Origin of the sequence: Pseudoalteromonas sp. P1-16-1b (assembly GCF_001401785.1) — a bacterium.
GTDB lineage: Bacteria > Pseudomonadota > Gammaproteobacteria > Enterobacterales > Alteromonadaceae > Pseudoalteromonas > Pseudoalteromonas undina.
In genome coordinates, this window is record NZ_LKGQ01000011.1 from 46,121 (window position 1) to 61,789 (window position 15,669).

Annotated in this window: 18 protein-coding genes; 11 read left to right on the forward strand and 7 right to left on the reverse strand. The window is 39.5% G+C overall.

Annotated elements, in window-relative coordinates; genetic code table 11:
• Positions 1–3: 3 nt before the first annotated feature.
• Both trpB and trpA read left to right on the forward strand, forming a co-directional pair.
• Positions 4–1,188 carry a tryptophan synthase subunit beta gene (gene trpB / locus AN392_RS09675; RefSeq protein ID WP_055012628.1) on the forward strand — a complete coding sequence of 395 codons (1,185 nt, stop codon included), beginning with the start codon at positions 4–6 and terminating at the stop codon, positions 1,186–1,188.
• The gene (gene trpA / locus AN392_RS09680) at positions 1,185–2,006 is read left to right on the forward strand and encodes a tryptophan synthase subunit alpha (RefSeq protein WP_055012581.1); all 822 of its coding nucleotides are present in this window, start codon (positions 1,185–1,187) and stop codon (positions 2,004–2,006) included. The genes trpB and trpA overlap by 4 nt, the downstream gene beginning before the upstream one ends.
• Before the next feature lie 65 nt (positions 2,007–2,071).
• Here trpA and AN392_RS09685 read toward each other — a convergent pair whose 3' ends face one another.
• A complete protein-coding gene (locus tag AN392_RS09685; protein ID WP_055012582.1) occupies positions 2,072–2,650 on the reverse strand; it encodes a type 1 glutamine amidotransferase domain-containing protein in 579 nt (192 codons plus the stop codon).
• A 222-nt stretch (positions 2,651–2,872) separates the two neighbouring features.
• On the reverse strand, positions 2,873–3,142 hold the full coding sequence (locus AN392_RS09690; protein WP_054201048.1) for an HU family DNA-binding protein: 270 nt from the start codon (positions 3,140–3,142) through the stop codon (positions 2,873–2,875).
• A 231-nt stretch (positions 3,143–3,373) separates the two neighbouring features.
• On the opposite strand from AN392_RS09690, the gene AN392_RS09695 reads away from it, so the two are divergent.
• Positions 3,374–4,015 (forward strand): CPBP family intramembrane glutamic endopeptidase, encoded by a 642-nt coding sequence (locus AN392_RS09695; RefSeq protein WP_055012583.1) that lies wholly within the window; start codon positions 3,374–3,376, stop codon positions 4,013–4,015.
• A gap of 54 nt (positions 4,016–4,069) precedes the next feature.
• Here the strand turns inward: AN392_RS09695 and AN392_RS09700 are convergent, their stop codons facing one another.
• The gene (locus tag AN392_RS09700; protein ID WP_010390240.1) at positions 4,070–5,494 is read right to left on the reverse strand and encodes a sodium-dependent transporter; all 1,425 of its coding nucleotides are present in this window, start codon (positions 5,492–5,494) and stop codon (positions 4,070–4,072) included.
• Between the two features lie 188 nt (positions 5,495–5,682).
• Here AN392_RS09700 and AN392_RS09705 point away from each other — a divergent pair, with 188 nt between their 5' ends.
• The 5 genes from AN392_RS09705 (at position 5,683) to AN392_RS09725 (ending at position 8,813) form a co-directional block, all read left to right on the forward strand.
• Positions 5,683–5,985 carry a YciI family protein gene (locus AN392_RS09705; protein ID WP_054201050.1) on the forward strand — a complete coding sequence of 101 codons (303 nt, stop codon included), beginning with the start codon at positions 5,683–5,685 and terminating at the stop codon, positions 5,983–5,985.
• A 161-nt stretch (positions 5,986–6,146) separates the two neighbouring features.
• A complete protein-coding gene (locus AN392_RS09710; RefSeq protein WP_010390245.1) occupies positions 6,147–6,407 on the forward strand; it encodes a PepSY domain-containing protein in 261 nt (86 codons plus the stop codon).
• 3 nt (positions 6,408–6,410) lie between these two features.
• The gene (locus AN392_RS09715; protein WP_010390247.1) at positions 6,411–7,085 is read left to right on the forward strand and encodes a response regulator transcription factor; all 675 of its coding nucleotides are present in this window, start codon (positions 6,411–6,413) and stop codon (positions 7,083–7,085) included.
• Positions 7,079–8,416 carry an ATP-binding protein gene (locus AN392_RS09720; protein ID WP_054201051.1) on the forward strand — a complete coding sequence of 446 codons (1,338 nt, stop codon included), beginning with the start codon at positions 7,079–7,081 and terminating at the stop codon, positions 8,414–8,416. The genes AN392_RS09715 and AN392_RS09720 overlap by 7 nt, the downstream gene beginning before the upstream one ends.
• The gene (locus AN392_RS09725) at positions 8,403–8,813 is read left to right on the forward strand and encodes a lysozyme inhibitor LprI family protein (RefSeq protein ID WP_055012584.1); all 411 of its coding nucleotides are present in this window, start codon (positions 8,403–8,405) and stop codon (positions 8,811–8,813) included. Before AN392_RS09720 ends, AN392_RS09725 begins: the two co-directional genes overlap by 14 nt.
• Before the next feature lie 109 nt (positions 8,814–8,922).
• On the opposite strand, the gene AN392_RS09730 is transcribed toward AN392_RS09725, so the two are convergent.
• Positions 8,923–9,273 (reverse strand): VOC family protein, encoded by a 351-nt coding sequence (locus AN392_RS09730; RefSeq protein ID WP_055012585.1) that lies wholly within the window; start codon positions 9,271–9,273, stop codon positions 8,923–8,925.
• Between the two features lie 309 nt (positions 9,274–9,582).
• On the opposite strand from AN392_RS09730, the gene AN392_RS09735 reads away from it, so the two are divergent.
• Complete coding sequence (locus AN392_RS09735) at positions 9,583–10,665, forward strand: FAD-dependent oxidoreductase (protein WP_055012586.1); 1,083 nt, start codon at positions 9,583–9,585, stop codon at positions 10,663–10,665.
• Between the two features lie 42 nt (positions 10,666–10,707).
• On the opposite strand, the gene AN392_RS09740 is transcribed toward AN392_RS09735, so the two are convergent.
• Complete coding sequence (locus tag AN392_RS09740; protein WP_055012587.1) at positions 10,708–11,751, reverse strand: AI-2E family transporter; 1,044 nt, start codon at positions 11,749–11,751, stop codon at positions 10,708–10,710.
• Positions 11,752–11,919: 168 nt separating this feature from the next.
• Between AN392_RS09740 and AN392_RS09745 the strand changes: the two genes are divergently transcribed.
• Positions 11,920–12,810 carry a TIGR01777 family oxidoreductase gene (locus AN392_RS09745; protein ID WP_054201055.1) on the forward strand — a complete coding sequence of 297 codons (891 nt, stop codon included), beginning with the start codon at positions 11,920–11,922 and terminating at the stop codon, positions 12,808–12,810.
• Positions 12,811–12,945: 135 nt separating this feature from the next.
• Positions 12,946–14,124, forward strand: a complete 1,179-nt coding sequence (locus AN392_RS09750; RefSeq protein ID WP_055012588.1) for a GGDEF domain-containing protein — start codon at positions 12,946–12,948, stop codon at positions 14,122–14,124.
• A gap of 61 nt (positions 14,125–14,185) precedes the next feature.
• Here AN392_RS09750 and AN392_RS09755 read toward each other — a convergent pair whose 3' ends face one another.
• The gene (locus AN392_RS09755) at positions 14,186–14,845 is read right to left on the reverse strand and encodes a DUF2987 domain-containing protein (protein WP_055012589.1); all 660 of its coding nucleotides are present in this window, start codon (positions 14,843–14,845) and stop codon (positions 14,186–14,188) included.
• Positions 14,838–15,647, reverse strand: a complete 810-nt coding sequence (locus tag AN392_RS09760; RefSeq protein WP_010390263.1) for a glucosaminidase domain-containing protein — start codon at positions 15,645–15,647, stop codon at positions 14,838–14,840. Before AN392_RS09760 ends, AN392_RS09755 begins: the two co-directional genes overlap by 8 nt.
• Between the last annotated feature and the right edge of the window lie 22 nt (positions 15,648–15,669).

The following is a 15,669-nucleotide window of genomic DNA, read 5'->3' on the forward strand; positions in this document are numbered from 1 at the left end:
AAAATGCAAAATCCAGCTTATTTTGGCGAGTTTGGCGGAATGTTTGTTCCTGAGTTACTCGTACCTGCGCTAAAGCAGTTAGAAAGCGAATTTAACAAAGCGCAAAAAGATCCTAAGTTTCAAGCTGAATTTACTCAGCTTTTAAACGAGTATGCAGGTCGCCCTACGCCGCTTACGTTAACTCGCAACTTAGTTAAAAACCCTAAAGTTAAACTTTACTTAAAGCGTGAAGATTTACTCCACGGTGGTGCACACAAAACTAATCAGGTGTTGGGTCAAGCATTACTGACTAAACGCATGGGAAAAAAAGAAGTTATAGCAGAGACTGGTGCTGGCCAACACGGTGTAGCCACCGCACTTGCGTGTGCATTACTTGGCTTAAAATGTCGTATTTACATGGGTGCAAAGGACGTTGAACGCCAACAGCCTAATGTATTTAGAATGAAACTTATGGGCGCTGAAGTTATTCCAGTTACCGCAGGTTCGGGCACATTAAAAGATGCGGTTAACGAAGCTCTGCGTGATTGGTCAGCAAACTATCAAGAGGCGCATTACTTACTAGGTACGGCTGCGGGCCCTCATCCTTTTCCAACAATTGTACGTGAGTATCAAAAAATTATTGGCGAGGAAGCTAAACAGCAAATTCTTAAAGCGGAAGGTCGACTACCTGATGCGGTTTTAGCTTGTGTAGGTGGTGGCTCCAATGCCATTGGTATGTTTACTGATTTTATTGACGAGCCGGGTGTTAAATTAATTGGTGTAGAACCAGCAGGTAAAGGCCTTGATACCCACGAGCACGGCGCAACAATCTGCAAAGGCACTAAAGGTATTTTACATGGCACTTATACCTACATTATGCAAAATGACGATGGCCAAATTGAAGAGTCTTACTCTGTATCGGCGGGATTAGATTACCCTGCTGTAGGGCCACAACATGCATTTTTACACGAAACTGGTCGAGCTCAATATGTAGGCATTAGCGATACCGAAGCTCTTGATGCGTTTCAAGCACTGGCAAAACACGAAGGTATTATTCCGGCACTAGAATCAAGTCATGCCATTGCATATGCACTTAAATATGCGGAAGAGTTGCAAGAAGAAAGCATTTTAGTGGTTAATTTAAGTGGCCGTGGCGATAAAGATTTAGCCCACGTACACAAGGTATTATCAGAGGAAGGTCAATTATGAGCCAAGTAAAAACTGACCGTTACGGACAAATGTTTGCAGCACTAAAAGAGCAAAACCAAGGCGCATTTGTACCATTTGTTACTATTGGCGATCCGGGGAAAGCGCAAAGCATCGAAATTATTAAAAGCTTAATCGATGGCGGCGCAGATGGACTAGAGCTAGGTATTCCGTTTTCAGATCCGATTGCCGACGGCCCTGTTATTCAAAAGGCCAATATTCGTGCTTTAGATGAGCACATTAATACACAAGATTGTTTTGATATTATTAAAGAAATACGCCAGTACAATGCCGATATCCCAATTGGTTTATTATTGTATTCAAACTTAATATTTAAACGTGGCTTAGAAAAGTTTTACACTGATGCAAAAGCAGTAGGCGTTGACTCTATTTTAGTGGCTGATGTGCCATTACACGAGTCTAAAATGTTTAGAAAAGCCGCCATGGCAAACGATATTGACCCGATATTTATCGCTACGCCGAACGCCAGTGACGATACGTTGCGTGAGTGCGCATCGTACGGTCGCGGTTACACTTACTTACTGTCTCGTGCAGGGGTAACAGGCACCGATACTAAAGCACAAATGCCTGCAACACACGTGGTTTCGCGCTTACAAGAGTACCACAGTGCGCCTGCGTTATTAGGCTTTGGTATTTCAACACCTGATGATGTAAAAGCCGCGCTTAAAGCCGGTGCTGCGGGTGCTATTTCAGGTTCTGCAGTAGTAAAAATCATTGAAGCAAACCTACATGATTTAAATGCAATGACCACACAATTAAAAACATTTGTAACCGAGATGAAAGCCGCAACAGCGCTTTAATCAACGGCGTTTTTAATCACTAAAAAAGGGCATGTAACATGCCCTTTTTTATTTAAACTGCAAACTTAATGCGCTTGATGCTTACCCTCAAGAATCTCTTCTATAAACTTAGCATTGAACGCGTCTAAATCTGCAGGACTGCGACTAGTCACTAAGCCTTGATCAACACACACCTCTTGGTCGACCCAGTTAGCACCGGCATTAATTAAATCACTTTTAATACTCGGATATGAGGTGACCTTTTTGTCTCTGAGCTTGTTAATCTCTGCGAGTAACCACGGCGCATGGCAAATAGCGGCAACAGGTTTGTTTCTCTTTGCTCCAAAAAAACCATCTACAAATGCCTTAGCATCCGAGTCTTGGCGTAAGCTATCGGGATTAAACAAGCCACCAGGCAGTAAAGGCGCATCGTAATCACCGGCATTTGCATTGGCTGCTAATTTATCAACGGTTACTTTTTCACCCCACTTGTCTTCATTCCATGCGGTGATCTGCCCTTCTTTAATAGAAACAACTTCAATATCGGCGCCCGCTTCAAGTAAAGCAGCCTGTGGCGAGAGTAACTCGCTTTGCTCAAATCCATCGGTGGCTAAAATGGCAATTTTTTTACCTTTTAAACGATTACTGTTATGTAAGTTACTCATTAAATACTCCTTATTTTATTCAATACATAACCATATTTGCATATCACATACCAAACATAACACGCTGAATATAATAAGATTTTATAAAAGGTAATATACAAGCAATGTAAATTATTTACACTGATTGCAGATACTACAGGCAAAAGTAATAAAGCAAAGAGCCTGTAAGCTAAATAGTGGCTTTTGGGGAAGAAGCGAACTTACAGGCACTAAAGTTTTAAATTAAAGGCGCTCTTTTAACGCTTTTGCTGGTTTAAATACGGCTTTATTAGCCCCTTGTATTTCAATCGCTTCACCAGTTTGTGGATTACGACCAGTACGCGCTGGGTAGTAACTAAGTGCAAAAGTACCAAAGCCTGAAATTTGTACCTGATCGCCTTCAGACAGCGACTTTGTAATCACTTTTTGTAAGCTGGTTAACGCAGCTTGTGCGTCTTTTTTTGTTAATTCACTCGCATCCGCAATAGCTGAAACCAATTCTGCTTTATTCATTTTTTGCTCCTAAATACACGCCTAGGCTTAAACCTATTAACGTGGCAATACAATGATGTAAAAATAAAAGCAGGCAGGCTAAGGGTTGCAAGGGGGTAAGTCAACCTTAACTGGGAACCAAGTGCCTTAGTAAGACTCATTGGGTTTAAATATAATCAGCTTGACTGTTTTATAGTCATAAAGATGACTTAATCGTTTGCTAAGGTGAAATAAAAATCACCGTGAGCAAACGTGAACGCTAATCAATACCGCTGGTTTGAATTTACCTTTATTTTTATCATTCTGCCTTTAATTGGCTTTAATATTCGCCAATATTTATCTAACTGGCTTATTCCAGCACTGATCATCCTCATGAGTGTGTGCTGTATGTTGTTATTAAACGACAGCCACTTTAAACGTTTTAGATTAACTAGCTTGGGGCAGTTTTCTGCTGTGAAGCGCCGCATGTTTAGCTTTTTCTTTATTGGCGCGTTATTTTCGGGGGTATTTTACAACTTACTTTACCAAGGACACTGGTTTACTTTACCTCGTGAAAATCTCACCGACTGGCTAATGCTATTACTGCTCTACCCTTTATTGTCGGTGATCCCGCAAGAATTAATATTTAGAACCTACTTTTTTCATCGTTATAAGCGCATTATGCCCAGTAAATGGCTGCGCATTATTGTCAGTGCGAGTGTATTTGCACTGGCACATATTGTTTACGCTAATTGGGTTGCAGTAAGTTTAGCATTTATAGGCGGATTACTATTTGCATATACCTACGCACAAAGCCGCTCAACCTTTGCCTGTGTTCTTGAGCACAGCTTATGGGGCATATGGATGTTTACCCTAGGGATGGGTGACTATTTAGACTCTGGCGCACTGAATTAACAAACAGCAATAAAAAAGCCGCGACAGGCGCGGCTTATTTAGATTTAGTTTAAATTAAAAACCAAAAATACTGATATCAAAAAACTTCGTTGCAACGGTATTTACAAAAATGATTAATAATATCGCTGGAATAAAGGTTTGCAGTGAAAAGTTAACGTACTTTTCCATAAAGCTATTAGCATAATTAGGAGAGCCTTGTCTTAGCTCTTCGCTTAAGCGAACTTTTTTCCATTTATACATTACAAACAAACACACCATTAAACCATTTAAAGGCAATATTGTGTCGTAAAATACGTCATAAACAACATCAAAAAAGCTCTTATTACCACTACCGTAGCTAGTAAAAGTAGTTAGGCTGTCAATCATACCAAACGACATAATACACAAAATAGTTAATATACCGGTTGATAAAGTGAGTATGCCCAGCGCTTTTTTACGGCTAATGCCTTTACGATCGCTTAATGTTGCTGTTGGTACTTCAACAATAGATACCAGTGATGTAATAGCAGCAAAAAATACCAATAAGAAGAAAATAAATGCCACGGCTGATGCGCCAAAGTAACCAATATCATTTTGTAGCGCTAATAAAATTTTTGGAAGGTAGACAAAAATCATTGAAACTGACGAGTCAGATAACTTAGCCGGATCGGTATTTGGATCAAAGCTAAAAATAGCCGGTAACACCATTAAGCCTGCTACAAACGCAACCAGTGAGTCGGTAATAGCAACCATTTTAGCACTGCCTACAATATCATCTTTTTTCGAGATATAAGATGCATAGGTAATTAAAATACCCATACCTAACGACAATGAGAAAAACGCTTGGCTCAATGCGCCATTCAGCACGCTGGCATTCATTTTACTAAAATCAGGAATAATATAGTACTTAACACCGGCCATGGCGTTATCAAGAGTGAGTACGTAACCCACCAATATAATAAGCATGACAAATAAAGCTGGCATTAAAAATTTAGCTGCTTTTTCTATGCCGTCTTTTACGCCACCGACCAAAATTAGGTTAACAATAACTACCACCAGCGCCATATAACCAAACACGGTATAGCTATTTATAAACTCACCAAAGTGTCCAGGGTTTGCCAGCATATCTAAATTACCCAGCGCGGTTTGGCTCAAGTAACCAAAAATCCACACCGTGATCACCATATAAAAAACAGCAATCATAAACGGCGTTAATACCGCTAAAAAGCCAGCAAATTTCCATTTTTTGTCGTTATTAGCTAATTTTTTGTATGCACCCAGCGGGTCTTTTTGTGCATGACGACCCATGGCCATTTCAGCCATCATTACGGGTAAACAAATGAATGCGACAAACAAAGCATAGACGAGCAAAAATGCACCACCGCCATTCTTAGTCGCAGAAACTGGAAAGCCTACTAAGTTACCAATACCCACAGCAGAGCCTGCCGCTGCCAATATAAATCCTAAGCGGGAGCTAAAGTGCTCTCTATTTTCACTCATGTAATAACCTTGTTATTATTTATCTTATCCAAGGGACTCTACCAGTGTTACGCAACGCTTTTCAAGCAATTACCGTGTAAAAAAACATTCTTGCTGTAAACATCGCCATAAACACTTTTAATTCACCATTTATCAACGCTATGCTAGTATGCAGTTAATTAAATTTAACAAGTTTTGAGAGTATTTATATGTTGTATATGATTTATTCAACAGACGTCCAAAATAGTTTAGAGCACCGTAAAGCGGCTCGCCCAGCTCATTTAGCGCGTTTACAAACGCTAGAAGACGAAGGCAGACTATTAACCGCAGGCCCACTTCCAGCCATCGATAGTGAAGACCCTCAAGATGCAGGCTTTACGGGTTCTTTAGTGATTGCTCAATTTAATTCTTTAGAAGACGCCAGAGAATGGGCGGCAGATGATCCTTATGTTGCCGGTGGCGTATATGAAAACTCTATTGTTAAACCATTTAAAAAAGTGTTCCCTGCTTAATTAAAGTGTGACCACCCTGTTTAACTGCAACCAGCAATTCAGGGTTTGTTCACTCATTTTTAATTAAACTTTGCTTAATAAAAACTTAAATACACCGCAAGGTATTAAAGTTTTAGTGGCTTAGTTTTTAAGCTAAGCAGGTCTGTTCTAGGAGTTCCGTAATGCGTGTATTATTAATACTCAATTTAATCGCGGTAGTGTGTTTGGCTAATTTTGCCCATGCAAACAATACCAAAAGCAAAACCGATAAAGTTGAGGTAAGCAAAAAAAAAGCAGTAATACTTGCAAAACAAACTACAGACGGTACAACGTTAAAGATTTCTGAAGAAACACTTTTTTTTACTGTACGAATTTTAAAAGCTGACGGCCACGTCGTCGATTTGAAAATAAACAAGAAAACTGGCGAAGTGAAAAAGGATTAACCAATGCGAATTTTAGTAATAGAAGATGATTTACATTTGGCAGACAATCTGCGCAATGCATTAGAAAAAGAGCGTTACAGTGTTGATTTATGTCACGACGGTGAAGCTGGCCTTTTTCACATCACTGAATACCCTTTAGATATGGCTGTAGTTGATTTAGGCCTACCTAAAATAGACGGTATTGAACTAATAAACAAAGCACGCGCCCAAGGGGTGACTATTCCTATTTTGATCTTAACCGCGCGCGATCGCTGGCAAGACAAAGTTGAAGGCTTAGATGCCGGTGCTGACGACTACCTAACTAAACCATTTCATGTGGAAGAACTGATTGCTCGCTGTAATGCGCTTATTCGTCGCAGTGCTGGTAAAGCAAACCCAGAAATGACAGCAGGCCCTATTAAAATTCATACGCGTTCACAACAAGTATGGGTAAACGATAAAGAGCTGAGCTTAACTGCGTATGAGTACAAAGTACTCGAATACTTAATGGTTAACCCACAAAAAGTAATTTCAAAGTCTGAGCTTACAGAGCATATTTACGACCAAGACTTTGATCTTGATTCGAATGTAATTGAAGTGTTTGTACTACGTTTACGTAAAAAACTCGACCCAGATGGCGTTCTTAACCCAGTAGAAACACTGCGTGGGCGTGGTTACAGGCTTAAAAGCCAGTGGTAGGACCGCAAGTTTCGTTAAAAATAAGGCAAGGATTTATCCTTGTCTTTGTTTTGTTAGTCGCCCTACCCATTTTGTTTTACTCCATAGGTAAAGCGTATTATGCGTCACTTGTTGATGCCACCGAAAAAAATCTCGAAGCACACCTGTATTCACTTATTTCCGAAGTTGATTTTACCGAGCGCGGCATTATTATGCCCAGCTCTATATTAACCCCCGAACTCAACAATCTAAACTCAGACACCTACGCCATGATATACCGTGACGACGTGCCTATTTGGCATTCTGAGTCGGCGGTTAACGTTAACTTTGTTCCCCAATATATAGAGCCCAAAGCAGGCGCTGCCGACTTTAGACGTGTGGTGTATAACAACACTGCTTATTGGCAATTAAGTTTAACGGTAATACTTAATAATATTGACCAATCAGAGCAAGCACGCTTTATTTTATTAAAACGTAACGATGCCCTACTGCGCTTAATGGATGGCTTTAAACAGACCCTAGTTGATTGGATGTTTATAATGGGAATTGCCATTGCAGGGTTAATGGCCATTGGTTTTATTTGGAGTGCACGACCTCTGCAGCGTTTAGATAAAGAAATAAAAGCAATTGAATCAGGCGATATTCAAGAAATTAAAGGCTTATACCCCGTTGAACTGCAAACGATTAAAGCCGACCTAAATTTACTGTTAGAGTCGCAGCAACGTCAAAAAGAACGATACCGCGCCTCTCTTAGCGATTTAGCCCATGCACTTAAAACGCCGTTAGCTGTTTTAAAATCAAGCCCACTCGCTAACGATGCAGATGCACAAGAACAACTCGACAGAATTAATGTGATGATCGAGCACCAATTAAAACGTGCCGCCACGGGTGCTTCCGATACATGGAAAAAACAAACCCCCATCAAGCCGGTTATCGATTCTATCTTAAGCGCAATGAGTAAAGTATACCGCGATAAAGACATTATATTTAACTGCCAAGTGAACGATAAAGATTACTTTTTAGGTGATAAAACCGATTTAATGGAGTTATTAGGCAACTTAATAGATAATGCCTGTAAAGCCTGTCGCTCCCAAGTCAGTATTAACGTTTCACAAGCTAAAACGCTCAGTATAAGCATTTGTGATGACGGCCCGGGCATTAAGCCAGATAAACGCGAATCATTGTTACAACGGGGTACGCGCCTAGATACCTACGAAAGCGGCCACGGTGTTGGTATGGCTATTGTATCTGACTTGGTTAAGTCGTATCACGGGCTGTTAACTATATCTCAGTCGCAACGTTTAGGCGGTGCAAAATTTATTCTCGAGTTTAATTACCATGAAAAAAAGTAACTACATCTTTTGTTTTAGCTTAAGCCTTTTATTTTTATGGGCGCAGCAAAGTATAGCTGCGCAAGAGTGTACATTGCAAAACAATGCCCTACCCGAGCAAATTAAAGATTACACACAATGTTTAGACGCCAAATTAAATAAAGTGCAACAGCAACAAGATAGCTGGATCCAGAAGCGTACCTTTGAACTGGCCGAATTAGAAAGTGAAACTGGTAACACCTACATTTTATCATTGTTTAAGCAAAGTCTTAACGCCAAAGACAAGTACATTCAAAAAAGTTGCCAGTGGCGTTATATGTTAAAACAGCCTAATTCACCAGAAGCTGTAGTAACTTATAAAGAGTGTGAAATAGCAATGATAGAGCAATTCATTCAGCAGCTTAAAATGGGGCTTTAACCAGCTCCTAATTAAACATTATGTGTTGAAGCTTGCTAATTTAGTGGTTAGTGTTTTGGAAGTGCAGCCTTAAAGGCTGCATTTTTGTATTTATATAGTTTGCGTGTGACTACTCTGACCATACCGCAAATTCATTTCCATTTGGGTCGTTAAAGTGAAATCGTCTACCACCTGGAAATGAAAATGTAGGCTTAATTATTTTGCCTCCAGCTTGCTCAATTTTATTTTGAGTCGCTTCAAGGTCATTACTGTATAACACAATTAACGGGCTTCCGTTTTTAGTAGCAACAACCAAGTCAGATTTAAAGAAACCACCATCAACCCCTTGTGCGGCAAAGCTACAGTATTCTGGGCCATAATCTACAAATGACCAGCCAAACACGTCACTAAAAAAGGCCTTAGTAGCTGCAATATTTTGTGCAGGAATTTCAATATAGTTAATTTTATTATTTTGAGTCATTTTAGTTTTTTGCCCTTATTCTTGTTTATATTATTTGCGATTTGAACTGGTAATAAATAAAGATAGCAGCAATGCTCAATAATCATAAGCAAACATCAGGTATTTGAAATAAGCGATACATAAACACTGTTGGTTGTCATTCTTAAACAGCTTATTATCTGGATTTTTATATATCTAAGTTGATTTGCTCTGTAGTTAATATACGACTTTTTAAGCGATCAACAATTTGTTGATTAAAACATTTTGACAAAACCACGCAAAAACCACAAGCTACCTACCAGTAGATTGATTTAGCTAAAGTGATTTAAAATGCATAAACCTGTGGTTATTATTGGTGGTGGCTTAGCGGGCTTATATGCTGCTTACAACCTTAAAAAACGTGATATTCCGTTTTTATTATTAGAGGCCAAAGCCAGTTTGGGCGGTAGAATTGCGTCTCATTATTTACCGACCAACAACACCATTGGCCACGATTTAGGCCCAACATGGATATTTCCGCACCAGCCTAATATTCAACAATTAGTTGCTGTTTTAAACATCCCAGTGTTTGAGCAATACACCCAAGGCGATGTGCTGTATCAAGCATCACAAACCGCTCCTGCACAGCAAATTGCAGGGGCTGGCGAAATGCAGTTATTTAGAATACAAAACGGCATGGACGAGCTTATCAATGCGCTTTATCAGCAGCTTGAGCCAAAAACCGTTAAATTAGAGCACGCTGTTAGCGAAGTAAAAAAGCTCTCCGATGGCTGGCATATAAGCGCTAATTATCAAGGGAGTAGGCAGCACTATACTTGCGATCAGTTACTGTTGGCATTACCGCCTAGAATGATCAGTCAACATTTAACCCCGCATTTATGGGCCGATAATGTTTTAACACAGCGTTTAGCGTCGGTGCCTACATGGATGGCTGGCCAAGCAAAGTTTATTGCCACTTTTGAGCACGCTTTTTGGCGAGATAAAAATTTATCGGGACAATGTTTTAGCCGACTAGGCCCATTGGTAGAAGTTCATGATGCGTCAGCAAGTGAGCATTCTCACCCTGCTTTGTTCGGCTTTATTGGCGTGCCTTACTTGCAGCGCAGTAAAGTAACCAGAGAACAATTAACTCAGGCTTGCCTTGAACAGCTCAGCTATTTTTACGGTGAACAAGCCTATACAGCGAAAAGCTGCATTATAAAGGATTGGGCTGAGGATGAATTTATTGCCAACAAAGATGACCAAATAGGTGTGTCGCAGCACCCAGAATTCAATTTTTCAGGGCTTAGCGAGCAGCTTAAACAGTTACAAGTGCATTTTGTGGGGAGTGAGTTTGCAAAGCATGAGGCTGGCTATTTAGAGGGGGCTATAAACGCTGTAGATAACGCCTTAGCTAATTTAATGGATACTTAGCTTTTTAAAAGGCGTGCTATGTAGGCACGCCTTTGTAAGGTATTAGTCTTCTGATTTGATAACGGTTTCTTCACCTGTGCCAAGCATAGTGGCTAACCAACGCCCTTCGTCACTAGCTTCTAGCGCTATTTTTACAATCATGGTTAACGGCACCGATAACAACATACCTACAGAGCCTAATAACCAGCCCCAAAATATTAACGATAAAAACACCACTAAGGTAGAAAGCCCGAGGCCTTTACCCATGTATTTTGGCTCTACAATATTACCCATAACGGTATTAATGGTTAAATAACCCGCGCCGACGAGCCCTGCCACTAATGGGCCTTGCGTAATAAGCGCCAGTAACAGTGCAGGCACAGCCGCAATGATTGAACCAATGTTAGGAATGTAATTAAGCATAAATGCCAATACGCCCCATAGTACAAAATAATCAACATCGAGTACCCACAGGTAAAAACCAGCAATTACACCAGTGGCTAAACTCACTAAGGTTTTAATGGCTAAATAAGAGTTAATAGAGTCTAAAAAACGGTCAATTTGCTTGATTTTGCTGTCGGGATCGTCCAGTGCTAAATGAATTTTTTTGCCAAGTATCGGCCCTTCAAACAGCATAAAAACAACCGTTAAAATAATTAAAAACATATTGGCCATTACGCTACCTAAACCCGTTAGCATATTGGTGGCAACATCAACCATTTTGCCAGGGTCAAACATAGACAAAATTTGTTCTTTATTAATTAAGATATTGTATTGCGAGGCCACATCAACCAACCATACAAATTCTTCTTTTAATTGTGCTTTATATTCAGGTAACTGTTTTGAAAAATCGTTAACCGACTGCCCTACTAAACCGCCTAAGCTAACCCCTAAGCCCATAATAATAAGCACCACAAGCACTACCGCTATGCCTTTTGGAATACGGTAACGAGCAAAAAAGTTAATAAGTGGGCTACAAATTATGGCTATAAATGCTGCCAAAATAAACGGAATAACAATAGCGCTAGCGGCTTTAATACCCGCTAGCACAATGACCAAAGCGGCAAAAATTATTAAGCTTTTATTTACCCCAGTTAAACTTGCCAATACTCTTATCCTATTACTGTTATTTGGCTTTAGTGTAAGGCAAAAGCTAATAGAATGAAATGTTTAAGGGTGATCATAAAAATTATTGGTACGTATAAATTTGCAAATCGTTGAGCTGGAGAGTATAAATTTTAAACATCCTGCTTTATTTATAATTTTGGAGTTGCAATGCATATATTTTTTACTGGCGCCACAGGCTTAATTGGTAGGCACCTTTGCCCTTTCTTGTTGCACCACCACGATGTTACTGTACTGAGCAGAAACCCAACCAAAGCAAAAGTATTGTTAGGGCACCAGATAAATGCAGTTGATAGCCTTGAAGATGTTGATTTTAATACCGTTGACGTTGTTATTAACTTAGCCGGTGAGCCTATTGTAAATAAACGTTGGAGCGACAAACAAAAAACAGTCATTCGCGATAGCCGAATCATTGTTACGCAAGCGATTAGTGATGCTATTAAGCAGTGCCATACCCCACCACATACCTTTATATCTGGCAGTGCAATTGGTTATTATGGTCGACAAGGCGACACTCTGGTTGATGAAAACAATACAGAGCCTCATGATGAATTTAGCCACCAACTGTGCAAAGATTGGGAGCAAGCAGCTTTAAAGGCTGAGTCTGACGAAACTCGAGTGTGCTTATTACGTACCGGTATTGTATTGGCTAAAAAAGGCGGCGCGCTTGGTAAAATGTTACCAGCATTTAAGCTTTGCGTAGGTGGTCCAATTGGCAGTGGTGAGCAAGGTATGTCGTGGATCCATATAGATGACATGGTTCAGCTCATTTTATTTTTAATTCGCAATAAAGAAATATCAGGAGCTGTTAATGCCACAGCTCCTGAGCCCCTAAGCAATAAGCAGTTTAGCCAATCACTCGCAAAAGCATTGTCACGCCCTGCGTTTATGCCTATGCCTGCTGGGGTGCTTAATATATTAATGGGTGAAATGGCCGACTTACTTACTACCGGCCAGTATGTGGTACCTAAAAAAGCATTAGACCATAACTATCGTTTTCACTTTACTAAAATTGACGCTGCATTAGAAAGTTTAGTCTAGCTACTGGCCTTAACGGATTAAGTTTGTAGTAGGGGGTAAAAGTTAATACTTTTTACCCTCTTGCTATTTTTGTGTTACTACCTAATACTTATAGCTGTATAAACGCCTTCAATTAGCTAAAAGAGCCCCTTAAACATGCTTCATTTACCTACATTAATTAGCCTCTGTTTTATTCTTAACTTGTTTATTGCTGTGTTCTTTTTTTCTGTTTATAGATACAAAAAACAACCTTGCTATTTATTTTTTGCTACCGCCTGTTGCTCGTTTATTACCGCAATAGCACTAATTGGTTTAAGAGATTTTATTGAGTTTCCATTATTAACCCACTTTTTTGCTTACGTTTTTATTATTTTAAGTCCATTACTCGTTATTTTAGGGTTAATACCACAAAGCCAAGCACCCGCGATAAAATTAACACCTTTATACTATGCTTGTGCCATGTGCTGTACGCTTTTACTTGCAGTGTACCTTATAGATGCAGGGCAAATTATTACCAGCATTATTACTGCTGTATTATTTAGTTACGCTGCGTATTTAATGATTAAAACTCCAAGTGTTGCAGTAGTCCAACAACGCTTACTCGTTGTCTGTTTTACAATCCACAGTGTGGTGATGCTGTTGCAAGTTGTACTCCTTGTTTTGCTCTACTCAAGCCAAATCAGTCAAGCAAGCTTAGCTTTTGGATTACAGCTGTTATTGGTAACGCATTTATTTTTAACTACCGCTACTGCGCTAATTTTACCGTTTATTAAGTTTGCAAATGCTGAGTCTAGACTGATCAATCTAGCGAATCACGACCCGTTAACGCAACTTTTAAACAGGCGTGGATTTTTCCGTTTATGTAAAAAAATAACTAAAACCGCGCCTCTTAACAGCAGAGTATCGTTGATCATGCTCGATATAGACCTATTTAAACAAGTGAACGACCAATACGGTCATGAAACCGGGGATGAAGCGATAAAGTGGATTGCACAACATATTAACGAATTGTTTTTTGAGCTTGGAGTTACTGCTCGTATTGGTGGAGAAGAGTTTGCTATTTTTCTTAATCAACAGAACTTAGCGCAAGCTAGGCTGTTAGCTCAAAAGCTTTGCAGTAGTATTAATGAATACCCGTTTTATTTTAATGGTAATAGCATTGCACTGTCTGTAAGTGCTGGAATAAGTAGCATGTTAGTGCGCGAGCTAAATATGCAAGCACTGTTGTTACAAGCCGATAAACGCCTTTATCTTGCAAAAGAAACAGGCCGAAATAAAGTGGTCACCCATGATGAAAAAAGCTTATTAACCAAAGCTCCCACTGCCATCATTTAATTTAGCCATAAAAAAACGGCATCATAGTTGATGCCGCTTGATACGTTTACAAATTATATAATTACTTACTTATCCAAGGCGTTACTTTAACAACCTCGTTAATATCAGCTAATACGGTTGTATTGTCTTCCCAGCTATCGGTTACTTCAAAATAACACACTGACTTTTCGCACGTTATGCGCTCATCATCAAATTGCTTAGGAGTTTTAAAGGTAACAACCACGCCTTTTTGTTCAGGTAATAAAAACCACATTAGTTTGCTAACAAAAAAGCCAGATAGGTCTGTTAATAGCTCTTCAAGCTCATTATTAATAACCAATAACGATTGCTTTGATAACGCCAGTCCATCTAGTTCCTTAGCTTCTATTTGTAGCTTTAACTGACAGTCGTGAACCGGGTTTTTTGGCTGAACTACAATCACCGCTTTGTCGGTATCTAGCTGTTTATCGAACGGTAATAGCAATTGCGCTTTGTCGGTATAATTAAGCGGGTACTCATTTTTTTCAGTTAAAATAGTACCGTTTTTAATACTACAAACTTCGTTAGTACCAATATCGCTAATATAAAAGTTTACGCGGGCGTACTGAAAGTCCCCTTTGTTTACCACTTTTAAACGGTCGTAAAAACCGTCATACGACATCACAAATTCTTTAGCAACGGCACTACTAGCTGCTACTGCTAAAAAGCTGGCTGTAACTAATTTTAATAACGGCTTATTCATTAAAGTACGCTCGGTTTTGATTAATCATGGTATTAAGCTCTTCAATGTACGCTTCACCACGTTCAGAGTAAGACATTAAACCATACGTTAATTTAGTCGCTAAAATTGGTTTTTGTTGTGCGCGTAAGTCTTCGCGGATAGTACGTAGCTCTTTGTAAGCATTGTGGGTATTAATATTTTTAAAATAAGAGCTTACTGCTGCACGTACCGATTTGAATGCAGCCACTTCATGCTCGGCTTCACTATTACGTCTTCTTGGTACCATGCCACAGCCTTTTTTGTAGCACCATTGGCCAAAAAAGTTTAAGCCGATTCGTGCAAAACGTGAAGTGCCCCAAGCAGACTCATTGGCTGCCTGCATTAAGGCCATCTCTTTAGGAATGATGTCTACTCGGCGCAGTGCTTGGCTTAAGGTGATGGTATCTAACGTTTCAGGTAATCCGTACGACTTAAGTATTTTTTTTATGTCGCCCGCTTGTTTTTTACTAAGCGGTTCACTGTGCTCTATCATCATGCGTGCAATTTCAAGGTTTGCACGTTGCTGTAAAATCTTTTTGTTTTCGGCTTCTACATGAGGCTTAATAAAGTTAAAAAACGCATGTTTTTTCTCTTTCACATCAGTGAATTCTGAGAACTTTGGCAACTTAACGTTGTGCAATGGTTTTTCTTTTTTCTTCTCTTTTTTAATGTCGTTAGAGCTGGTTTGCTCGTCTGATACTAGTTCATCAGCATCAATAAACGGAAGGGTCAACGCCCAAATAACAATGGCGGCTAACAACAACTGAAAAATAGTTTTTAACATGTATTATCTCAATTTAACTCTA